This window comes from Streptomyces yerevanensis, from assembly GCF_000716805.1.
Lineage (GTDB): Bacteria > Actinomycetota > Actinomycetes > Streptomycetales > Streptomycetaceae > Streptomyces > Streptomyces flaveus.
On record NZ_JNWJ01000021.1, the window covers coordinates 193,447 to 214,632 of the forward strand.

General features: G+C 68.7%; 19 protein-coding genes. 5 read left to right on the plus strand and 14 right to left on the minus strand.

Going from position 1 to position 21,186, the window contains the following annotated elements:
* Nucleotides 1-318 precede the first annotated feature (318 nt).
* The 4 genes from OP79_RS52025 to OP79_RS49810 all read right to left on the minus strand — a co-directional run bounded on the left by OP79_RS52025 (nt 319) and on the right by OP79_RS49810 (nt 4,653).
* Entirely contained in the window at nt 319-1,335 is a 1,017-nt protein-coding gene (locus OP79_RS52025; protein WP_033322335.1) for an HNH endonuclease signature motif containing protein, read from the minus strand.
* Nucleotides 1,336-2,259: 924 nt separating this feature from the next.
* The gene (locus tag OP79_RS22990; protein ID WP_033322336.1) at nt 2,260-2,637 is read right to left on the minus strand and encodes a hypothetical protein; all 378 of its coding nucleotides are present in this window, start codon (nt 2,635-2,637) and stop codon (nt 2,260-2,262) included.
* Nucleotides 2,638-2,912: 275 nt separating this feature from the next.
* Nucleotides 2,913-3,710 carry a hypothetical protein gene (locus OP79_RS50505; RefSeq protein ID WP_051744829.1) on the minus strand — a complete coding sequence of 266 codons (798 nt, stop codon included), beginning with the start codon at nt 3,708-3,710 and terminating at the stop codon, nt 2,913-2,915.
* A complete protein-coding gene (locus OP79_RS49810) occupies nt 3,646-4,653 on the minus strand; it encodes an AAA family ATPase (protein ID WP_051744830.1) in 1,008 nt (335 codons plus the stop codon). Before OP79_RS49810 ends, OP79_RS50505 begins: the two co-directional genes overlap by 65 nt.
* A 129-nt stretch (nt 4,654-4,782) precedes the next feature.
* Between OP79_RS49810 and OP79_RS23000 the strand changes: the two genes are divergently transcribed.
* Nucleotides 4,783-5,007 (plus strand): hypothetical protein, encoded by a 225-nt coding sequence (locus OP79_RS23000; RefSeq protein ID WP_033322337.1) that lies wholly within the window; start codon nt 4,783-4,785, stop codon nt 5,005-5,007.
* A 566-nt stretch (nt 5,008-5,573) separates the two neighbouring features.
* Here OP79_RS23000 and OP79_RS23005 read toward each other — a convergent pair.
* Together OP79_RS23005 and OP79_RS55340 are read right to left on the minus strand one after the other, a co-directional pair.
* Nucleotides 5,574-6,095, minus strand: coding sequence for a hypothetical protein (locus tag OP79_RS23005; protein ID WP_033322339.1), 522 nt, complete (start codon nt 6,093-6,095; stop codon nt 5,574-5,576).
* 159 nt (nt 6,096-6,254) lie between these two features.
* A complete protein-coding gene (locus OP79_RS55340; protein ID WP_157857351.1) occupies nt 6,255-6,437 on the minus strand; it encodes a hypothetical protein in 183 nt (60 codons plus the stop codon).
* A 108-nt stretch (nt 6,438-6,545) separates the two neighbouring features.
* Here OP79_RS55340 and OP79_RS23010 point away from each other — a divergent pair, with 108 nt between their 5' ends.
* Nucleotides 6,546-7,556: a tyrosine-type recombinase/integrase gene (locus OP79_RS23010; protein WP_157857353.1), complete on the plus strand. Its 1,011-nt coding sequence runs from the start codon at nt 6,546-6,548 to the stop codon at nt 7,554-7,556.
* 101 nt (nt 7,557-7,657) lie between these two features.
* Here OP79_RS23010 and OP79_RS23015 read toward each other — a convergent pair whose 3' ends face one another.
* The 5 genes from OP79_RS23015 to OP79_RS50515 all read right to left on the minus strand — a co-directional run bounded on the left by OP79_RS23015 (nt 7,658) and on the right by OP79_RS50515 (nt 11,411).
* Entirely contained in the window at nt 7,658-7,840 is a 183-nt protein-coding gene (locus OP79_RS23015; protein WP_033322340.1) for a hypothetical protein, read from the minus strand.
* Nucleotides 7,841-7,968: 128 nt separating this feature from the next.
* A complete protein-coding gene (locus OP79_RS23020; RefSeq protein WP_051744832.1) occupies nt 7,969-8,529 on the minus strand; it encodes a PH domain-containing protein in 561 nt (186 codons plus the stop codon).
* Between the two features lie 164 nt (nt 8,530-8,693).
* Entirely contained in the window at nt 8,694-9,623 is a 930-nt protein-coding gene (locus OP79_RS23025; RefSeq protein WP_051744833.1) for a hypothetical protein, read from the minus strand.
* Nucleotides 9,624-9,901: 278 nt separating this feature from the next.
* The gene (locus OP79_RS50510) at nt 9,902-10,384 is read right to left on the minus strand and encodes a barstar family protein (protein WP_051744834.1); all 483 of its coding nucleotides are present in this window, start codon (nt 10,382-10,384) and stop codon (nt 9,902-9,904) included.
* 121 nt (nt 10,385-10,505) lie between these two features.
* Complete coding sequence (locus tag OP79_RS50515) at nt 10,506-11,411, minus strand: ribonuclease domain-containing protein (protein ID WP_051744835.1); 906 nt, start codon at nt 11,409-11,411, stop codon at nt 10,506-10,508.
* A 401-nt stretch (nt 11,412-11,812) separates the two neighbouring features.
* On the opposite strand from OP79_RS50515, the gene OP79_RS23040 reads away from it, so the two are divergent.
* The 3 genes from OP79_RS23040 (at nt 11,813) to OP79_RS23050 (ending at nt 17,885) form a co-directional block, all read left to right on the plus strand.
* Nucleotides 11,813-15,625, plus strand: a complete 3,813-nt coding sequence (locus OP79_RS23040) for an nSTAND1 domain-containing NTPase (protein WP_033322342.1) — start codon at nt 11,813-11,815, stop codon at nt 15,623-15,625.
* 187 nt (nt 15,626-15,812) lie between these two features.
* Nucleotides 15,813-16,469, plus strand: a complete 657-nt coding sequence (locus tag OP79_RS50520; RefSeq protein ID WP_051744836.1) for a hypothetical protein — start codon at nt 15,813-15,815, stop codon at nt 16,467-16,469.
* A 252-nt stretch (nt 16,470-16,721) separates the two neighbouring features.
* Complete coding sequence (locus tag OP79_RS23050) at nt 16,722-17,885, plus strand: lactonase family protein (RefSeq protein WP_033322344.1); 1,164 nt, start codon at nt 16,722-16,724, stop codon at nt 17,883-17,885.
* Between the two features lie 43 nt (nt 17,886-17,928).
* On the opposite strand, the gene OP79_RS50525 is transcribed toward OP79_RS23050, so the two are convergent.
* Genes OP79_RS50525 through OP79_RS23065 form a run of 3 tightly spaced genes read right to left on the minus strand, consistent with a single transcriptional unit; the run spans nt 17,929 to nt 21,148 of the window.
* Entirely contained in the window at nt 17,929-18,663 is a 735-nt protein-coding gene (locus OP79_RS50525) for an alpha/beta hydrolase (RefSeq protein WP_051744837.1), read from the minus strand.
* 14 nt (nt 18,664-18,677) lie between these two features.
* Nucleotides 18,678-20,114: an NAD(P)/FAD-dependent oxidoreductase gene (locus OP79_RS23060; protein ID WP_051744838.1), complete on the minus strand. Its 1,437-nt coding sequence runs from the start codon at nt 20,112-20,114 to the stop codon at nt 18,678-18,680.
* Nucleotides 20,115-20,167: 53 nt separating this feature from the next.
* Nucleotides 20,168-21,148 (minus strand): zinc-binding dehydrogenase, encoded by a 981-nt coding sequence (locus tag OP79_RS23065; RefSeq protein WP_033322346.1) that lies wholly within the window; start codon nt 21,146-21,148, stop codon nt 20,168-20,170.
* Nucleotides 21,149-21,186 lie beyond the last annotated feature (38 nt).

A 21,186-nucleotide genomic window follows, 5' to 3' on the forward strand; every position in this document is an offset into this window, starting at 1 on the left:
GGATGTCGGGCTGGCAGATCGCCGCGAGGCAGACGTCTATGGTGGCGGGCAAAAACTGGAGTTGGCTCCTCGTTCGCCAAGGGTAGTTGCGCCACCGAAGTGGCCGAGGAACTCAGCCCACTCCTCGTTGGTGGCGCGAACCGGCAAGGAAATGGAACAACGGAACAGCCATCAGCGCTAAGCACTTGATCTTGGGACCGGAGTCCTAGCCCGGACACCAGGGAACAAGTAGGGGTCCAGTACTGGTATGCCCAGAAGCCGCCATGAGATGATCTTGAAGGTCTAAGTGCCGATGCCGGGGACCCTTCGACCGGGACGTCAGGACAGCGCCACCTCGCGGTTCCACCTGGCGTGCGCATGGGCCGCCACCTCGGCCAGCAGACTCCGCAGGGCCTCCCGCGTGCGTCCGTGCGTTTTGACCACGTGGCAGTTCGGGCACAGCGCGACCATCTGCTCGGGATGGTCACGGCCGCCAGCCGCGATCTCCTCCAGGTGATCAACCTCCAGAATCGGAGTCCCATCGTCTTTCACGTCCGCAGGCTGACCGCCACAGTCTGGATTCTCGCACCGGCCACCGCACCTCAGAAGAACAGCTTCGCGTGCCGCCGGAATCCGAACCGGCCGGGATCCTCCCGCGCCGCTGCGCCGACCGCGCGTCCGTGCTTCGCGCTCCTCCACCGCGGCCACCAACCGCCGGTACTCGACACTGCCGACGGCCACGGCCGGAGCCTCGACGGCATTCTCGCCCCGACCCCGGAGCCCGTCACACCGCTGGTGTCGGTACCGACCCACCGGCACGCCGCCCTTGCCGCACACCGGGCAGGAACGGGAATCCACCACTGGACCGTCGGCCGCCCGAGGCTGGAGAACCGGTGCGGCGCGAACCTTCTCTGCGCGCGAGACCATGACACCGGATAGCAGGTCGGGAGGTGGCGGCGCGGGCCGCGGTGTCCTTTTCGGAACCGGCCGCTTTGCCCGAACCAGCGACGGGGCGTTCAACTGCTCCTGATAGTGCTGGGCGAGCACATCCTGAAAGAAGGCCCGCGAGGCGTAGGAGGCGACCCGGATCGGCTCGTAGACATTCCGGACGCCGTCCGGCCCCCGCGTCGGCTTGCCCATCATTCTGATCATGTACGACGTCCAGCCGTGCCGCCTCAGCGTGTGCGCGGTGATCCGCTCACTGCTCGGCACCCGCACTATCGCATCCTCTGGAAGCCTCCTCCGGTCCTCGGACGACAGCGCCGGACAGGGGACCTCCACTGCCCTCGGCGTAGCGTCGCGGCGGGCGGCCATCAGGACATCCCTGCGCCGCACGGCGGCCTTTGTGCCACTCACTGGGTGGTCTCCTTGAGGGTGGTGTGTTCGGTATCGGCGAGGGCGCGGCACTCTCCGGCCTTGGGGAACATCTCTACAGCCGTTGGCGCTGAGAAGGATCATGGTCGGCTAGCGCAGTGATCCACTTCGCCGCTGGGGTTCGGTGAAATGCCCCCGGACTTGCTCCGTGGCTGGCTAAGGTCCGGCTCGTGCCGGTTGAGTTTCTGAGTGATGAGCAGGCCGTTATCTGGACCTTCCAGCTCCGAACGAGGTGCTGAACTGGACGATCGCGTGGCTTGCACTGTCAGCTAAGGGGTAGTCAGCGTCGCTTGCCGAGGCCGGGCAGGCCACCGGGGACTGCCCGCACGCTGGTCGAGGGTTCGTCCGCGACAGGCCGCGTCGGCTGCTGTACTGGGGTTGGCTTTGGCCTCAACGGTGGAAGTTGAGGCGCTTTCCCGGGCCGACCGTTTGCCACGACGTTGTCTGAGACCGGGCAAACGGCGATCTTGCCAGGAAGCTGGTGAGAGTAGAGACGACCGGTCCTCGTGTTGACTTTGGTGATGGCGCCGCAGTCGGCGCACTCGTGCTTGACCGCGTATGGGTTACGCATGCTGCCCCTCCCCGCTGCCAAGCCCAGGAGCGAGCCACGGCATCATGGCAATGCTGGCGTGCCCACGCACGATGCGCTAGAAGTTCATCTGACCGGGATGCCTCGGCGAAGATCGCCGAGCTGTCCGAGTGCGACCGCGAGTTCGTTGCGGAGCCGTTCGTTTTCCTCGTGCAGTTTGCGGTTGGCGTCCCGCAGCGCTCTGGCCACCGTCTCGTGTGACCTGGTGATGATCCGCTGCTGATCGGGCAGAGTAGGTCGCCCCGTGGCGGGCTGGCCGCAGTAACTGGAGCGACCGACAGCGACACATTCCGCGACGGCGTCGAACTGGTGGCGGGCTAGACCTCGGCGTCCTCTTCTTCCGCGGCGCCCTTGGTGTAGTCATCCACCCACCGCTGCTCATGTCTGCAGTTGCCGGTGGCGTGGCCGCGGGGGTTGAGGCACTGGGAGCGCCAGTAGCCGCTTACGTCACCGGTGTAGGGCGGCCGGGGTGGGGGGCTGGAGAGGCTGGAGCTGTCGTCCTGTTCCGCAGCGGCTTGGTTGAGGATGCGGGCGACCTCAGCAAGGATGTCGCCGGACTCCTCAGCCTCGCCCTCGTCGTCGGTCGCAGCTGCGGTCGCGCGGGCGACGGCGATGACGCCTCCGATCACGGCAGCAGCCACGCTGATCGCCCCCACCTTGCTGGCGGGCCCGAGCTTGTTCCAGGCGTCAGTCACGCGCCGCCGCAGAGGCTTTCGCTCGACGTCATTTTCTGGCGGTGGGCCGGATGGCGGTTCGTGCGATCGCGGCCCATCAGTCATGTGTCCCCCTTGGCGGAGAGTTGCCGGGGCCGCCCATTCTGGCAGTCAGAAATTCCACAGGCACGCACCGGACGGTAACCGCCCCTCACCCGTGATCGACGACCTTCCCTGGAAGCCCAGCGCGGCAACGGATCACTGTGCTAGCCCACCTTGATCGTTCTCACCGATAACCGCTGTACCGATGTAGAAACCTACCGAACACTTCCGTCATGCCCTTCGGTAGTGCCTTCGTCAGTGATGTGGCCGTCTCCCCAGCGCTGTGCCTCGCTTGCTTCCCAAGCCGCGCGCATAGCGTCGTTCGGCTCGCTGAGCACCCATGCCCCGTGTTCTTCGTCCCATTCGAACCCGGGCGGGGGCTCGAAGTTGGCCTCGTCAGTGGGGACGACGACGAGATTTCCCAGCTCCTCCCGGAATTCGACCGTCGCGTAGCGGCTGCCTTCCACCTCAATGTGTGCCTTGATGCCATGGACGAACTCGGTTTCGGTCCAGTAGTAGAGGAACCGCATGATGGCTTCCCCGGCTCCGTCCTGGCTGGCCTTCTTGGCGGCCCGCTCCTTCACGAAGAGCAACAGCAGATCATGTATCCGCCAGCGTTCCGGAGGAGTGGCCTGGTCCCACCAGTGCTGTTCGAGCAGGTGGGCTCGGGCGAGTTCCAGCAGCAGCGGCCGGGTTGCGGCCGGGGTGCTGTCCGCGAGCACCCCCGCGCCTGCGGTGGTCAGGTAGGGATTCAGTGGGACAGAAAACTTGCGGAAGAGTCGCGCCGTCTCGCCCAGTGGATAGCGGGGGTTATGGGAGAGCAGGCGCAGCAGTCGCTGCTGCTTCTTAGTGAGGTGGCGGTATGAGACCCGGAAGGCCGTCCGGACGGCCAGTTGGCCGTCGTCCGGGTACTTCAGCTTCTCCAGCCGGTTCCGTTCATCGTCAAGTTCATCGGCCAGGTGGGCGAGCGAGCCATGCCGGTCGCCTTTCAGGATCGCGGCCGAGACGTGCAATGCCAGCGGCAGTAGCCCGCACAGCTTGGCGAGGCGCCTGGCCTGGGTCCTTGCGGACACGCAGGTCGTGTGGGTTGAACAGTTGCAAGGCAGTGTCGATCAGTTCCACCGACTCGTCGACGGTGAGCACCTTCAATTCCACATGACGCGCACCGGAGAGCGAGGTGAAGGTGTGGCGGGATGTCACCAGGACGCGATGATTGCCGAGGCCGGGCAGTAGCGCTTTCACCGCATCGGCTGTCGGAGCGTTATCGATGAGGATCATGGCGGGGCCGCTGAACTCCGCGAGCTTGGCACGGTAGAGCGCCGCCCGGCCTGGTTCTGTCGGGGGCATGTGCTCGCTGGTGACGCCCATGGTGTGCAGCATGACTTCCAGCGCGTGCGCCGCGCTTATCGGTGTCTGCCGGGCCTTCTTCTCCGCTTCGCCGGCGTAGCCGTCTAGGTCGACGTACAGGGCGCCGCCGGGGAAGCGACCTTCTTCGACGGCTATGTGTGCCGCATGTAGCGCCAGGGCGCTCTTGCCGACCCCGGGCATGCCCACCACCACGGCCGTACGCCGGCTGCCCGAAGCGGGATCGAGCACCTCAAGCAGTTCCTTGATCTCGTCCTGGCGGCCGACGAAGCCCTCAGGCTCACGAGGCAGACCAACGACGCCCACGACAGCCTGGTCGCCGCGGGAGTCCGCTCGATCGCGCAGGCGGGACAACTCTTCCCTGTCCGAGCCACTGATGCCTAACGCGTTAAGGATCGCCTTGAGCGTGACAGACGACGGCGGCCCTTTCTCGGCGTTCAGCGCATTGCTGACCGTCGCCTTGGCGACCGCCTCGCCGTTGAGCTGTGTCTGCGTAACGATGTCGGCTTGGCTCAGGCCCTGACCTTTCATAGCGGCCCTGAGCCGCATCTTCAGTTCCCTGTTGGCGCCGTTCGGCTCCGTATCGGTCACCCTGCCCCCTGACCTTGTTGTTCATCCTTGTTCACTGAACCCGGTGAACGCCTCACGAGCTGATTCTGTACTCGACCGGCCCGGCCGGTCGCGTGGAATCGGCACGATCGTTATGGAGGAGTACCGGAGATGACCATCGAACTGGCAGTGGCCAGCGCCCCCGTTCTGCTGGTGGGGATGCTTGTGCTGCGGCGGCGCAAGGCCCGGTCGAAGACGATGGGACTGGTCCGTGAGATCCGCGATTTGATCACGTTGCGCATGGTGCTGCGGGACACGAAGCCCGATCAGCGCGAGAGGCTTCTGGCGGCGCACCGCAAGTGGCGGTTCGAGCCGGCCAAGAAGTCCCGAGGCTGAAGCCCGGGGACCAGCACGGGCGGGGAGAGCGATCCCCCGCCCGGCGCCTGGCTCATTCCTCCCCGCCGTCGTCGTCATCGTCGAGCTCGATCGAGTCCGGGTCGCGCAGGGGCCGCAGCCCGTCGCGGGAGTGGTGGACGGGGTGAAGCTGTAGCGCACCAGGCAGTTCAGATTCCGATGCTTGAGCAGGACAGCCGCGCGACGTCCTTGTGGACGCCCTCCATCAGCGGGGCGCGGCCCAGACCTCCGACCGCGGCGATCACGCGGAACACTGAGAACACGGCCCCCACACCAGGCCATGCCTGCAACCCGGCTGCGAGACAGGACCGTTCACGCCGTTACTGTCGACGCCAGCACCTTCGGCGAGTGGCCACGCGTCAATTACCGCTGAAGATTCGACGCTATGAAGCCCTGAAGATCACAAACGGCGACCTGCGGAAACGTGATCACTCCGGAGGCTCTCGCAGATGAACTTTTTGCGAGTGACTCATCGTCACGAACGTCACTCGCAGCTACAGCAGATGATGCGATCAGTATTCGGCCGGGACGGCGCCGAACTGGACCTGCTACTCCGACGCCCGTTCCGGGCGGGCCTTCCCGTACCGCTCCCATGCTGCCTGCTTGGAGATACCGAGCGCTTCGCCGATCTGCGACCAGGAATGGTCCAGGAAGCTGGCGCGCAGGGCCGCGTCGCGGGCCTGGCGGGCGAAGTTGCCGTCCGACAGGCGGATCGCGGCCAGGGCAGCCATCGGCTTGTCCGCCAGGATCAGGGCGTCGAGCTGTTTGCCAACGTCGCGGATCTGATCGGCGAGGGCGGCCGGGACGGCGCTGTCGGCGAACTCGGCGACATGCTCATCCCGCCACTCGGCCTCTGCGGCCTGCTCGGCCTCGCCCTCCTCGTCCGTCAGCGGATGGCTGTCGCCGCCGCGATAGCCGCCCTTCCCGTCCATTCCGGGAAGGGCGTCGGGGCCGCGCCATCCGCAGCTGCAACCAGCCGCCACGCCCACGGGGACGATGAACTCGGGGTCGGACTCGTCCAGCACGGTCAGGGCATTGAACTGGTGCCCGTCGAACTCATAGGTCGTCATGGCCGTAAGGTTTTCATTACGGCCCATCGGGCGTCAAGCTGGATCGTCAGGATTCCATTACGTGCAGGCTTCGCGAGAGTCGACGTCAGAACGTGCGCTAAGCCGCCACCGTGATCAATCTCGGCGCCAACCACGGTTCCATTGCCCCGGGGTCGAACCTCAGGGCGGGGACTGCGACTTGTCGTGTTCGGGCGTCGTTGAGGCGTCTCGTTGTGAGAGCCGGTCGTGTTCGACCGATGCTGCTTGCCCGTCGAAGTATCGATCGATGCGCCGCATCACCATGGCGCACTTGTCGCTCCCCTCGTAGGGGCTGCGGCTCAGGGCGTCCAGCTTCAGCGACATCGGAGCCAGGCGGCGTGAGACGGGACAGTGGCGAAATGATTTGCGTTTGTGTCGTTTTGGCCGGGCTGTCGCACTGAGGGAAGGATAATTACTGTTATCCTTCCCTCCGTGGACGACCCGTCAGCAGACGTACCCGGCACCGCAATTACAGCCCTGATGACCGTACAAACGGTCGAACCCCCGGAGGCCGAGGAAGCCCGCACCGGCCTGGAGATCCACTACTCGGACGACCTGCCCCGACTGGTCTCCATGTGGCTGATGTCCAAGCGCTCCGCCCATACCCGTCGCGCCTACGCCCGCGGCTTCCGAAACTGGGACGCGTTCTGTCGCTCCCTCGATACTCACCCGATGGCCGCGCGCCGACCGCATGCCGACGCCTACATGCGCAGCCTTGAAGCATCCGGTGTGCCGTCGACCTCCGTGGCACATGCCCTCTCGACCGCCAGCTCCTTCTACCGGTATGCGATCAGCGTCGAGACCACCGACCGCAACCCCTTCGCCGACGTCGATCGGCCCACCGTCGACCCGGACCACTCGGCAACCGAGGGCCTGACGGAGAAGGAGACAGCGAGCCTGATCGCCGCTGCACGAGAGCTATCGCCGCGCGCGTACGCCCTGGTGCTGCTCCTCTACACCCTCGGCCTGCGGGTGGACGGCGCACTGTCCGCCGATGTCTCCTCGCTTGGCTACGATCGCGGGCACCGCACGCTGACCATCACGAAAAAGGGCGGGGCCACCGCGAAGTTGCCGTTGCCGCCCATCACAGTCGACGCCCTGGACGGCTACCTGGCGGGGCGGACGGAGGGGCCGCTGTTCATCACCCGTACCGGGGCCCGGTTGCGTGAACCGGAGGTGTGGAAGATGCTGCGCCGCCTGGCCAAGCGCGCTGGCCTGCCGCAGGTCAACACGATCCACCCGCACGTTCTGCGGCACGGGTTCATCACGGATGCTCTCGACCAGGGCGTGCCGCTGCACGTCGTCCAGGACGCGGCTGGCCACAAGGATCCACGCACAACCCAGCGTTACAACCGGGCCCGGCGCCGCTTGGACGGGCATCCGGCGTACACCGTGGCAGCGTCGATGGCGGGTCGGCTGGACCATCGCGACGAGGAAAGCTGAGTAGCTCCGTAGCCTTGGCTCACGGCCGCCTCGGCGGGATCGCTCACCCGGGCCTCAACGAGGCTATCCGGCTGAGCGGCCGCTGCCTGAGCGGGGCAGAGCTACAGCGGCTCCCCGCAGCTGCGACAGGTGGACTCGCCATCCTCATAGATCATGCTGCAGCAGTACTTGGCGTCGCCGTGGGTCCCGTCGTCGCCCCAGTCGCAGCCGAGCTCCTGATGGACGGCCAGGCCCTGCGGGTAGCCAAAGTCGACGTCACAGCTGGGGCAGACGTACAACGTCACGAACTCATCCTTCCGCCCCGTAGCAGCGCGGCTTCTCGGGGTTGCGAGGCCTGACAGCTACTCGGGGACGCCTCATCGAAACGGGTCTGGGTGTAGGCCGAACACGTGCTTCGGCGCGCGATTTTGGCCTACAGACTGTCAAGGATCTTGGTACGACGGTCCTGATATTCGGCATCGCTGACTGCTCCTGCGGCATACAGCTGGTCCAGCGTGGCGAGACGCGAGGCGATGTCCTGCACGGGAGCCGTCGGCTGGCCACCCACTGCCGACGCAGGAGCCGTGGCGGCAGGGGTCGAGCCCTGAGCGATGTGCATCCGCAGCCGGTCCGCGAGCGCTTTCCCGTCAGCCTTCGGAATCTGCTTGATCTCAGCTCGGTTGCCCGACGCGTACACCGTCAGCGTTCCCTGGACTATCCCGCCGTTCCACTGAACCGAGGAGACCTTGCTGTAGGGGAAGTCCTCGATCTGCTGCGACATGAACCCGTGCTTGAGAAAGATCAGCCGATGGTCGGTCATCGCCAGCAAGCCCAGGCCGCCGCCGTAGTTACCGGTCGCCAGCATGTGAACGGCCTCGCCCTCCCAGAGCACCTCGGGAAGTTTCGCAATCTCCCGCTTGGAGCCGAACACCACTCCTCCCAGCCGTGCTGCAGCAGCGTCGATGTCCGGGCGGACGGGCTTGATGTTGGCCATCACAGACCTCTCTCAGAACAGGTACAGGGAGCGGCGGCCTGTGTGGGGTCAGGCATAGCGCAATGAGGCTAGCGGTATATCGCCCTCCGACCCTCGGGCCAGGCAGAAGACTCCAGATCTTTATCGTCTTGGTGCGGGGCGGCAAGGACGCGGACCCTCGACGGTCAGAGGTAACCGACACCCTTGGAACGTTCACGGCGGACGGTGGCGCCGACGGAGTCCGGGTTGGCGTCAAGGCGGATCTGGAGGATGTTCGCGACAGCCACGGCGTTGCTGACACCGGAGTGCAGCTGTTCGCGAGCGAGGTGGGCGATGCTCGGCGAAGTGCCGCTGCGTTCGCCGTTGTTCGGACTGGTCAGGGGCACGTTGGTCGGCCGCTCGGGTTCCTCGTTCCCATCCTGTTCGCTAACGATGTTCGGCTGTTCGGCAGCCGTGTTCGCCGAGTACGCGGACACCGTAGGTGGCGAGTTGGAGAGGCGGGTGCGGATCTGCTCGGCGGCGAGGAGTTCGGCGGCAGCCCGGTCTTCCGCACGCGCAACCTGGCGGCGGACATCCGCGACGGCGAGAGCGGCGTTCGCACGGGACATCTCCTGCTGTACCCATGCGGCGTCGGCCTCCGAAAGGTCCCGGTCGATGAAGCGCATGACCCCGAACCACAGAGTCTTCGCGAACAGGCTCACCCCGGCTCCGACGACACCCAGGGCCGGGCTGCCCAGGGACAGACCGTGCCAGAGGATCGCGCCCATCGTCGCAGCGAGCAGCGCCCAGCCGAGGCGCTTGGAGAAGCCACGCTTAGCCGGATCGAAGCGGCTCAGCCACTCCAGAAGGATGTTGACCATCCAGGCCAGGTCGAAGACCACTGCGGCGGCGAACCCGATCCCACGTCCTAGCAGGACGCCGATGCTGTAGGTGGACCAGATGACTGAGATCAGGGTGAGGGCGAGGACCAGACTTGCGGCGGCCCGCAGGGCAACCCGGTCCCAGTCGCGGGGCAGGGCAGGGATGGTGACGGCGTAGTGCTCGGGGACGTCGTGGGTGACGCCGTCGATGGTGTGCGGTACATGGCGGACGTGGGTCTCAGTCCGGAGCTTCACGATGATTCCTTCGTGTGGAGTCCGGCTCCAGGCGCCGTTCGGTGGTCAGATCACCTTTGGCGCCGCTCTGCTTCGCAGTACACATGCCGTACACATGGCTGCGAGATGGGCCGGGATAGCGAGAGAAAACGAGGGATGTGTTTCCGCTGGTCAACCGGCCTGTGAGCTCATTTGTGCTGGTGGTTCTACCACCTTGAAAGACCTTGTAATGCGTAGGTCGTCGGTTCGAATCCGACAGGGGGCTCCAACAGCATGGATGACCCGCCGGATGTCCCCCCTCACATGACTTGAGGGGGGACATCCGAGGGCAGGAACCCCGCCTCCCTCATCCGCCCCGCCAGCTCCACGAGCCCTGCGGGAGTGTCGTGCAGCAGTAGGCGGAGTCTGAAGCCGTCCGGGTACGTTCCGGCGTCCTCGTCGTCGGCCTGGACCGTGGCCGCGTCGGAGAGGGACTGGAGGAGGACCGTGAGGTCCTGGGGTGCCGCGTCGGCCAGCAGTTGGGCGGCGTTCTCGACCAGGATCGTCAGGGGGTGTGCGGGGGGCGGCCCGTCGGGGTCGGAGTGCCATAGGGCCTTCTCCGAGACGCAGTCGTGGAAGGCGTCCCAGTTGTGGCCGAAGTAGGCGGGGAATGCCAGGGCTCTTGCCCATGTGGAGAACAGCCCCGTCCTGGTGCTGCAGTCGGTGCCGCGGACCACTGCCGAGAAGGATTCTCCGGAGGGCTCGTGCGCGGTCAGTCGTAGCCAGTTCATGGTGCGGTCCACAGGTTCCTCGGGTTCGTCGGGTGCCTAGGGTTCCTCGGGTGATGCCGTCGTGCCCAGCGGTGGGCCCCCGGCGCCGAAAGTACGGCGCCGGGGGCCCACCGGATGACTACAGCCTGGATGACTACAGCTCGGTGTGGTGGTCGTGGAAGAGGTCGGGGAGGTCGGCGTGATTGCTTCCTACGAAGTAGAGGAGGAAGGCGACGAGCCTGCTGACTATCCCGTCGTTGTCGTTGTTGATCGCGTTGAGGTTCGCGTACATGGCGTCACCGCGCTCGTCCGCCTGGCCCATCGTCTCGTTGTACTGGGCTTCGAAGGCCGGGTCCTCGGCGGGCAGGAAGGTGTTCGGGTCCGGCTGGTTGCCGCCGCTGCCGCCCGGCTGCGGGTCGCCCTCCGTCTCCTCGGCGACCGGTGCGAGGTTGTCGTCGACCGTGGTGCCGGTCGGGGGGATGGCCCCTGCCGCGTCGTCCGCGCCGGGGAGGCCGACGTAGGCGTAGAGGTGGAAGTTCGCGTAGTGGTCGTTGGTGTAGAAGACGAAGCCGTTGGCGTTGTCCCGGACGATGCGCTCGGCGTTGCGGCGGGTGTTGCGGGTGGGCCGGAAGTCGATGTCGTACTCCGTGAAGCTCGGCGCCACCGCGTTGGGGTAGTTGGCCCGGATGTACGCCGTGAGCTGGCCGTCCCGGTCGCCGTAGGCGCCGCCACGGTAGATGAAGCCGGTGATGCCGTCGGAGGGATTGGTCTCCCGCGAGGCCTTCTTGTCGGAGGGCCATCCCTTGGCGGTCCAGAAGGCGGTCATCTCGTCGAGCTTCGTGGGGAAGCCGCCGAAGTTCTTGCCGTCGTCGACGGCGGCGGTCGCCGTTCCCTGTGACTGGGGCCCCAGGGCGGTGAAGCCGCCCAGGAGCGTCGCGACTGCGAGGAAGAGCACCAGGAACTTCGCCGTGAACCGGCGCGAAGGCTGGGGGCGGTGCCGGTGGGCAGAGCCCGCGAGCGCGGCCGGCTCGGAGGCCGCCGTGAGGTCTGGGGTAGGCATGCGCTTTTCTCCAGATCGATTGTGTGGATCGTGTGGTCGCGCGCCGGGTCCGGCTGTCCTCGACGGACAGAGACGGACAGAAGAGCTGCCGACGGGCGTCGTGCCTGACCGACGCTGGCAACCGGAACGTTGATTGGCACGTCCCTTTCACCGGGGCAATCAACCTCGTGGGCAGCCGTGGATTGTTCGCCGAGCCGTTTCGTCGCCGCTGTCAACGGCCGATGTCACAGCGGGAAAGGGTTCACGCCCGAGCGGTGCGATACGTACGTTTGCCGCCCTGAACGGCTTTTTCGCCAGCCAGACAGCCACGTACGGCCATAGACACGTACGGACCTGGACACGTACGGGCCGTAGACACGCACTGCCATAACCACGTACTGCCAAGGAAAGGGGACGGCTTCGTGGGACGTCCCGAAAGAACGGTGGACCCGGCGGCCGGTCCGGTGCAGCGTCTCGCCCACGAGCTGCGGGAGCTGCGCATGGCTGCCGGCGGGCCGTCGTACCGGACCATGGCCCGGACGGCGGGGTTCTCGGCGACGACGTTGTCCCAGGCGGCGGCCGGACAGCGGCTGCCGTCGCTGGCCGTCGTCCAGGGGTACGTACGAGCCTGTGGGGGCGAACCCGGGGAGTGGGAACCGCGGTGGAAGGCGGCCGAAGCGGAGGCCGCGGAGATCCCCGTGGACGAGAAGGCCGACGAGGACGCGGCGCCGCCGTACCGGGGTCTCGCGCGCTTCGAGCCGGCCGACCGTGACCTGTTCTTCGGCCGGGACCGGCTGGCCCACGAGCTGTGCGAGCTGGTGTCCGAGCAGCGGTTCGCGGTGGTGTTCGGGGCGTCCGGAAGCGGGAAGTCCTCGCTGCTGCGGGCCGGACTGATCCCGCGTCTTCAGGACAAGATCGCGGACCGGGGGAGTCCGGCGGTGCTGCGGATCCTCACTCCGGGGGACCGGCCCGCCGCCCGGTACGAGGACCTGCTGGCCCCGGCCGAGGACGAGCCGGAGAGCTGGGTCGTGGTGGACCAGTTCGAGGAGGTCTTCACCCTGTGCCGGGACAAGGCCGAGCGGGCACGTTTCATCGGCCTGCTGCTGGCCGCCCGGAAGCCGGACAGCCGGGTGCGGGTGCTGATCGCGGTGCGGGCCGACTTCTACGCCCGGTGCGCCGAGCACCGGGAGCTTGCGGACATGCTGCGCGGCGCGGCACTGCTGGTCGGGCCGATGACGGCGGACGAGCTGCGGGAGGCGGTCGTCAAACCGGCGCAGGCGGCCGGTCTGCTGGTGGAGCGGGAGCTGACTGCCCGGATCGTCGAGGAGGTCCTGGACCAGCCCGGCGGGCTGCCGATGCTCTCGCACGCCCTGCTGGAGACCTGGCGGCGGCGCCGCGGCCGGTTGCTGACGCTGGCCTCGTACGAGGCGGCCGGCGGCGTGGGCGGCGCGATCGCGGCCAGTGCCGAGGAGGTGTACGGGCAGCTGACCGCGGATCAGGCGGACGCCGCCCGGCGCCTGCTGTTGCGGATGGTCGAGCCAGGGCGCGGTGCCCCCGACACGCGGCGCCCCCTGAACCGGGCCGAACTCGACGCCTGGGCGTGCCCCTACGTACCGGTGGTGGTGGAGAGGCTGACCCGCGCCCGCCTGCTCACCGTCGACGAGGAGGACGCCCACCTCGCCCACGAGGCGCTGATCACCCGCTGGCCCCGGCTGCACGGCTGGATCGAGGAGGACCGTGAGCGGCTGCGCCATCACCGGGCGCTGACCGAGGCGGCCCGCGCCTGGCTGGAGCACGAACGTGACCCGGGCACGCTGTACCGGGGCGTCCGGCTGGCGCGCGCGGAGGAGCTGTTCCCTGAGCCCGCGCGTGACCCCGAACTGACCGTGGCGGAACGGGAGTTCCTCGTCGCCGCCTTCGAGGCCCGCGAGGCGGAACGCCGGGCCGCCGCCCGCTCGACGCAACGGACACGGGCCGCGGTGGGCGTGCTGTCGGCCGTACTCGCCGTGGCTCTCGTCGCCGGACTGGTCGCGTGGCTGGAGCACGGCGACAACCAGCGGCGGCGCACCGAGGAGGCGGCTCGCCGTATCGCCGCTGTCGCGGAGTCCCTGCGTACGACCGATCCCCGCACCGCGCAGCTGCTGGGCGTCGCCGCCTGGCGCGCGGCCGAACTGCCGGAGACCCGGAGGGCTTTGCTGGGCTCACTCGGCCAGCCGGAACCCGACTCCTTCAACGACCCGGCGCCGGGCGACGGCCCCAAGCGCTTCCCGATCGACTCGGGTCGCAGGTTGCTCAGCGTCGAGGGACGCGTGTGGCGCACCTGGGACGTGGTCCGGCACCGGCAGCTCGCCTCGGGTCGCCTGCCGGGGGACGGCAAGGTGGTCGGCGCCGCTCCGGACGGGCGGTTGCTGTCGATCGTCGGAGACGACGGGGAGCGGCTGTGGGACACCGCAGCCGGGCGGTGGCGTGGCGACCGGTTGCCTTCCTCGTCCTTTGTGGACTTCTCCGGGAGCAGTTACCTCGTGGGCGACATGAGCGACTACCGGGTGCAGGTGCGCTCGTCCGCCGACGATGGCCTGCGGTTCCAGACGCAGGCGGCCAGTACGACGGTGGTGGCGCCGAGCGCGGACGGCCGGCTGGTCGCGTCCTGCACTGACGGGCGTCCGCCCCTGGTGCGGGACCTGAAGGCGGGGCGCAGGCTGCCCGGGGCCTGGGAACGGGACGGCGAGATCTGCGGCCAGGACCGGTCGCAGCTCGTGCTCGGCGGCGGCGAGCGAAGCGAGGCCGAAGCCGGGGGGAGGCTCGCCGCGGTCACCTGGACCGGGGTGCACGTCTTCGATATCCGGTCGGGGCGAGGGCTGGCAGACGTCGAGGATCCGGGGGTGAAGTACCTCTCCTTCAGTAAGGACGGGGAGTTCCTGGCGACCGCCGACGGAGAGGAGGTCAGGGTGTGGCGCCTCACCGGCGACATGTCGGCCCCGGTGTTCCGGCACTCCCTGAACAACCAGCACGTGTCCGGCGGCCTGGCCTGGGACCCGGACCGCCCCGTCCTGCGGTACCTGGAGGGCGGCACGGTCCACTCCCTCGACGTCGCGCAGGCCGTGACGCCCGCCTGGCGCGATCAGCCACTGGACGGGGTACGCCTCAGCCCGGACGGCCGCACCCTTGCCACCGCCCGCCGCACCGGCGACCGCTACCGCTTCGAACTGCGAGACACGGGCAACGGCAAGCTGCTGCGGACGCTGCCGTCCCCGCCGCTCCCCGTCTCCCGCGCCCCCGAGGAGCCGGTGCTCCTGGGGAACACCTCACCACTGCTGGCGTTCGGCCCCGACGGCAAGACGCTCGCGTACGGAATCTCAGAGCCCGGCACTGTGGCGTCCTCGCGGCCCATCACGATCTGGGACCTCGCGAAGGGCCGGTCCCGCACCACGCTGGACCTGGGGACGAAGGAAGCGGCGTCCCCGGTGCTCACGCTCGCCCTGAGCCCGGACGCCCGCACGCTCTACGCCACCCGCAGCCCGGGCATCGGCGAGCTGAGCAACGAGGTCTGGGACACGGCGGCCCACCGCAGGACGGCGGTCCTGCCGACCCTGTCCAGCAGCAACCTGGCCGTACGCCCCGACGGCGGTCTCCTGGTCGGCGACAATCGTACGGCGTCACTGCCGGGCGGCAAGGTGACCGGGCAGGACCTGGTCCAGGGCAACGGGATCGGTGCCCTCGCCTTCGCCGCGGACGGTTCGCGGCTGGTGGCCGGGGACGAGACGGGCCGGGTGGCGCTGTGGGACGGGAAGGTCCGGGAGCGAGCCGGGATCCTGCGGAACGTCTTCCCGGCCCCGGTCAGCGTGGAGTCCGCCGACGACTCGGCCGGCGACCTCCTCGGCGACAGCTCGGAAGCCGTGAGCGCCCTCGCTGTCAGCCCCGACGGGCGCACCCTCGCCGTGGGCGGTGAGGCGGGCACGCTCCAGCTCTGGGACATCGACACCCAGCAACCGCTCGGCGGCCCGCTGACGACGCCGGGCGAGAAGATCGACACGGTGGCGTTCAGCGCCGACAGCGGCACGGTGTACGCGGGGAGCGCGCACGTCCCGCTGCAGCGGTACACCATCGCACCGTCGAAGGCGGTCGAGACGGTGTGCGCGAGGGTGGCGGGGAGCGGCGACCCGGGCGGTCTGACGCGGGCGCAGTGGAAGACGCACGTGGCGGACGTGCCGTACCGGAGGGTATGCGGCGGTTGACGCACCCGGCGGGCGGTTGACGCACCCGGTGGGCGATTGATTGCCCTGATGGAGCGGCTGGCTGATCAATTCTCGGGCGCTGAGGATCGAACCGTCGCTGTCCCGGCCATCCCCCTCTTCCCTCGGCCGGGGCAGCGGCCGTAACACCCGACGAGGGTGTCGAACGATCCGACGGGAGAACCCATCCATGAAGGCTCTCAAGACCGGCCGCCGTCGCCTTGCCATGCTGGCGCCCGCCCTGGCCCTCTTCCTGATCCCCTTCTCCACGGGGACGGCCGGCGCCAACACCAGCCCCGGCTGGGGCGACGACAAGCCCGACGTGATCTGGGACTGCAACAACGACAACGCCGACTCGTGCCAGTACCACGAGGTCAACGCGTGGACCGAGCTGGGCAAGCGGCGTCAGGTCGGCAACGCGGTGTACAACTGCGCGGGCAGTTCCGACCTGGGCTATGACCGCATCTTCCGGATCGACCGCACCACCGAGTACTCCTTCAGCCAGACGACCTCGGTGGAGGTCAAGGCCGGCTTCTCGGACGTCCTCGAAGGGGGCATGTCCGCCGGCGTGTCGCAGGAGGAGACCTGGAAGGCGGGCAGCACCGTCAGCGCCAGCACCACCCTCAAGGGGACCATCAAGCCCGGTGAGGCGGGCGGCTACTGGTTCGCGCCGTACGAGCGGAACTCCCAGGGCTGGCTCGAGGTCCACTACGGCAAGCGCAAGCAGGGTCACTACCACTGGTACTACCCGGGCCAGGGCTCCACGGGCGTCCACATCAAGACGCCGGTGTTGTGGTCGGACGGCACGATGAAGGGCAAGTGGTACTGGGCGACCTGGAAGTGCTGACGCCCTCCGCTTCGGTTTCTCACGAGTTCTTACGAGACCCTTGCGCACCGCTTACGAGACCCTGACGCGGCCCCGGAACCGGTTCGTCTCACGTCCCCCACTGGCCACTCTGGTCCTGTTCGCAGGGCGCGGACGTGGGGGACGAGAGACCGAGGAGCCGGCGTGGGTACGTACGACAGGAATGGCCGTCGCAGTGGCCACAAGGGTGGTCACACGAGTGGGCACCGGGCGAAGTCCAGGACACGGCGGGTCATGATCGGGGCCGGAGTGCTCGCCTCGGTGGGGGCGGTGACGGCCGTGGTGTCCGTGGCCAACGCGGGGCAGTACGCTCGCACGACGCCCGCCGGAGCCGATCAGGCCGTGTTCGTACAGGGCAACGAGCTGAACGGGAACACGATCCATGTGTTCGCGCGGGCTGACGACGGAAAGCTGTCGCCCGCGGGAGAGTTCGCGACCGGCGGCAAGGGCGGCGACCAGGTCGACGCGCCCACCGATTCGCTCGCCTCGCAGGGCTCGCTCGTCTACGACGACGCCTCCGGGATGCTCCTCGCGGTCAACGCGGGCAGCGGCACGGTGACGTCGTTCCGGGTCGAGGGCACCGAACTGAAGGATCCGAAGCAGGTGGATTCCGGAGGGGAGTTCCCGGCGAGCATCGCGGTGCGCGGGAAGGTGGCGTACGTGATGAATGCGGGCGGAGCGGGCAGCGTTCAGGGCTTCACGATCACCGAGAAGGGGCTCAAGCCGCTGAAGGGCTCGCAGCGTTCGCTGGGGCTGGACAACGAGGATGTGCCGCGTTTCGACACCTCGCCCGGTGAGGTCGAGTTCACTCCGGACGGTCGCAGTCTGGTGGTCACCACCAAGGCCGCGAACACGGTCGAGGTGTTCCCGTTGAAGCGGAACGGGGTGCCGGCCGTCGACGAGGCGGTCGTCAACAAGTCCGCGGGCGGCGTCCCGTTCGCGATCAGCTTCGACAAGTCGGGCAAGCGGATGCTGGTCGCGGAGGCGGAGAAGTCGACGGTGACCGCGTATCAGGTGCGGCGCAGCGGCAAGTTGAAGGTTCTGCAGGAGCCCCTCGCGAACGGTCAGGAGACGCTGTGCTGGCTGGTGCGCGCCGGTAACTACTTCTACGGCGGCAACACCGGGAACTCGACGGTCAGCGGCTATCGCATGGCCAAGAGCGGCGAGCTCGCCCTCACCAACGACGTGGGCATCGCCACCCCGCCCTCCGCCAACTCCCAAGGCGTGATCGACCTCGCGGTGACCGAGGACGAGAAGTTCGTCTACGTGCAGAACGCGGTCTCCGGCACCGTCGACGGCTTCCGTGTCGAGAAGAACGGCGCCCTCACGAAGGTCACGACCGTCGAGGGCCTGCCGGTCTTCGCGGAGGCCGGCATGGAGGGCATCGCCGCGAAGTGACTTCGTGAAGTGACTCCGTCGGGCAACGGGCTGTCGGTCCGGGTCACCCGCCGGCCCGGGTCTTCTCGCCGGGCATCGGCAGTCCCGCCGCTGACGCGATGACGTTGGCGGTGCGGAGTCCTTCCTCGTACGGGATGCCGCCGTGGACGGGGCGGCAGCGGCCCAGTTCCGGGGCGTACTCGGCCATGACCGCGCCCGAGTGGTCGGTGGTGAGTTCGGTGAGTGGGGCCGGGCGGCCGCAGTCGGCGAGGACCGACTGGAACTCGAGGGCGTTGTTGAAGTCGCAGACCCTGTCGGCGGTGCCGTGGACCAGGTGGATCGGCAGGGGCGGTGCGGTGGCGCAGACGGCCATGGGGGAGGGGAGGCCGAGGAGGGGTTCGGGCTGGTTGTAGCGGGCGGCGATGCCGACGACCGCTGCGGGGCGCCAGCCTTCCGGCGGGTTGGGCTGGAGGGCGGTGGCCATGGCGGCCCGGCCGCCGAGGGACCAGCCGACGAGTACGACGCGGGCGGGGTCCGTTACGTAGTCCCAGGTGAAGCGGAGGGAGGCCGCGAGGTGGGGGCGTCCGCCGTCGGCGGCGTCGGGGCGCCAGTCGGGGACGATGACGGTGGCGCCGAGGCGGGCGACGGTGGCGGCGAGGGCGCCGAGGACGTCGCGTTCGGCGGGGCCGCGGCCGTGCCAGAGGAGGACGGTCGGGGCGTCGGATCCGGCGGCGTGGTGGATGTCGAGGAGCTGGCCGTCGGCGGTGTAGCGGACGGTGTCGATGACGGTGGTGTTCATGTGTGCCCCCTGCCTCAGCGTCCCGCGACCCGGTCGGCGACACGTGCCAGCCGGGACGACCGTGCGGCATGCGTGACGCGTTCGCGGCGGTCGGCGGCTCGATACGTCGCGTACATGCCGTGTACCCCGATCCAGCGCAACGGTTCGGGTTCCCACTTGCGGACTTTGTGGCCGACCCAGGGCAGGGTGGTGAGCTCGGTCGCGCCGGACTGTCCGGAGTCCTGCTGGATCAGGTCGCGCAGGGTGCGGGCGGCGAGGTTGGCGGTGGCGACTCCGGAGCCGACGTAGCCGCCGGCCCAGCCGAGGCCGGTGGAGCGGTCGAGGGTGACGGTGGCGCACCAGTCGCGGGGGACGCCGAGGACGCCGGACCAGGCGTGGGTCACCTCGACGCCGGTGAGCTGCGGGAAGAAGCGGAGGAGGATGGCCCGTAGCGCCTCGATGGTCGCCGGCTGCGTACGGCCGTCGTTGTCCGTGCGGGAGCCGAAGCGGTATGGGACGCCGCGGCCTCCGAGCGCGATGCGGTCGTCGGCGGTGCGCTGGGCGTACATGTACGCGTGGGCCAGGTCGCCGAGGGTTTCGCGGCCCTCCCAGCCCACCGACTCCCACTGCTCGGGGGTGAGCGGTTCGGTGGCGATCATCGACGAGTTCATGGGGAGCCAGGTGCGTCTGTGTCCCTTCAGCGAGGCGGTGAAGCCCTCGGTGCAGCGCAGGACGTAGGGGGCGCGGACGGTGCCGTACGGAGTGACCGCGTGCTTCGGGCGGATCTCGGTGACGGGGGTCGACTCGTGGATGGTGACGCCGAGTGCTTCGACGGCCTTCGCGAGTCCCTGGATGAGCTTGACGGGGTGGAGGCGGGCGCCGTGCGGGGTCCAGGAGGAGCCGACGGCGTCGGCGACGCGGATGCGCTCGGCACTCTCGCGGGCGCCGTACAGCTCGCGGTCCTTCTCGCCGTACGAGAGCTCCGTCTCGTGGAAGGCCTTGAGGCGGGTCAACTGGGCGGGGGTGTAGGCGACTTCGAGTACGCCTCCCTGGTGGATGTCCGCATCGATGCCCTCTTCCCCGGCGACCCGGACGACCTCCGCCACCGTCTCGTTCATCGCCTTCTGGAGGCGTACGGCGGCCTCGTGACCGTGCACGCGCGCGTGGCGGTCGCGTCCGGCGATGCCGTTGTAGAGCCAGCCGCCGTTGCGGCCTGAGGCGCCGTAGCCGCAGAACTTCTGTTCAAGGACGGTGATACGGAGGAAGGGGGCGGCCTTTTTCAGGTAGTACGCGGTCCACAGGCCGGTGTAGCCGCCGCCGACGATGACGACGTCCGCGGCGGCGTCCGAGGGGAGTGGTTCGCGGGGTGTGGGGAGGCCCTGTTGTGCGTACCAGAACGATATGCCGCCGTTGACGACGGTGCGGGCGGGGTTGGTGTCGTGGGTGGCGCCCGCGCTTTCCGTGCTGCTCATGGAGCGCGACGTTAGCCGCTGGGGGCAGTGGGTGTCTCCTTCGGATTCCGAACTCAGGGCTCCAGGACCACTTTTCCGATCGTGCCGCGATTTTCCAGCGCCCGGTGCGCGGCTGCCGCCTCGGTGAGGGGGAAGCGCTGGACGGCCGGGGTGAGGCGGCCGGCGGCGGCCTCGGTGAGGGCGCGGAGTTCCAGGGTGCGTACGGGGTTGGGGCCGCCCGCCTTCATCATCATCACCGGGCCGAGGACCTCCTCGGACACGCCCTCGACGATGAGCGGGCCGCCGTCGTGCAGGCCCTTGCCGGACCAGCCGAAGACGATGTGCTTGCCGCCGGGGCCGAGGAAGCCGACGGCCGTACGGGCCACCTCGCCTCCTACGCCGTCGAAGACGACCGTGGCCTTCCGGCCCCAGAGGAAGTACTTGACCTGGTCGGGCCACTCCGGGTCCTTGTAGTCGACGGCGAGATCGGCGCCGTTCTTCTCGACGCGGGCCACCTTCTCCGGGCCGCCCGCGAGGCCGATCACGATGGCGCCGGCGTGTTTGGCGTACTGCACGAGGAGGGTGCCGATGCCGCCCGCAGCGGCCGGGATCACGGCCACGGAGTCGGGGCCGAGCTCGGCGAACTGGAGGATCCCCATCGTCGTACGCCCCGTGCCGATCATGGCGACGGCCTGCGCGAAGTCCAGGTTCTCGGGGACCTCGTGGACGCGGTCGGCGTCGGTGACCGCCAGTTCGGCGTACCCGCCCGGGGCGAAGCCCAGATGCGCCACGACCCGCTTGCCGAGCCAGAGCCCGGCGACGCCCTCGCCGAGGGACTCGACGGTGCCGGCGACTTCGCGGCCGGGGATGGTGGGCAGGGCGGGCAGCTCGGGCAGCGGGCCCTGCATGCCCTCGCGGATCGCGGTGTCGAGGAGGTGGACGCCTGCCGCGGCGACGGCGATACGGACCTGGCCAGGGCCTGGGGCGGGGTCCTCGACCTGCTCGTGGGTGAGGTTCTCGGCCGGGCCGAAGGCGTGCAGGCGGATGGCGTGCATGGGGAGTCTCCTCGGGTCAGCTGGTGCGCTGTCGTGCC

What these genes read in the sequence shown, in the direction of transcription:
- OP79_RS23000 (WP_033322337.1), top strand. Translation starts at nt 4,783, where the DNA reads ATGACCATCGAACTGGCAGTGGCCAGCGCCCCCGTTCTGCTGGTGGGG.
- OP79_RS23005 (WP_033322339.1), bottom strand. Translation starts at nt 6,095, where the DNA reads ATGACGACCTATGAGTTCGACGGGCACCAGTTCAATGCCCTGACCGTG.
- OP79_RS55340 (WP_157857351.1), bottom strand. Translation starts at nt 6,437, where the DNA reads ATGTCGCTGAAGCTGGACGCCCTGAGCCGCAGCCCCTACGAGGGGAGC.
- OP79_RS23020 (WP_051744832.1), bottom strand. Translation starts at nt 8,529, where the DNA reads ATGGCCAACATCAAGCCCGTCCGCCCGGACATCGACGCTGCTGCAGCA.
- OP79_RS50515 (WP_051744835.1), bottom strand. Translation starts at nt 11,411, where the DNA reads ATGCCTACCCCAGACCTCACGGCGGCCTCCGAGCCGGCCGCGCTCGCG.
- OP79_RS50520 (WP_051744836.1), top strand. Translation starts at nt 15,813, where the DNA reads ATGAAGGCTCTCAAGACCGGCCGCCGTCGCCTTGCCATGCTGGCGCCC.
- OP79_RS23050 (WP_033322344.1), top strand. Translation starts at nt 16,722, where the DNA reads ATGATCGGGGCCGGAGTGCTCGCCTCGGTGGGGGCGGTGACGGCCGTG.
- OP79_RS50525 (WP_051744837.1), bottom strand. Translation starts at nt 18,663, where the DNA reads ATGAACACCACCGTCATCGACACCGTCCGCTACACCGCCGACGGCCAG.
- OP79_RS23060 (WP_051744838.1), bottom strand. Translation starts at nt 20,114, where the DNA reads ATGAGCAGCACGGAAAGCGCGGGCGCCACCCACGACACCAACCCCGCC.
- OP79_RS23065 (WP_033322346.1), bottom strand. Translation starts at nt 21,148, where the DNA reads ATGCACGCCATCCGCCTGCACGCCTTCGGCCCGGCCGAGAACCTCACC.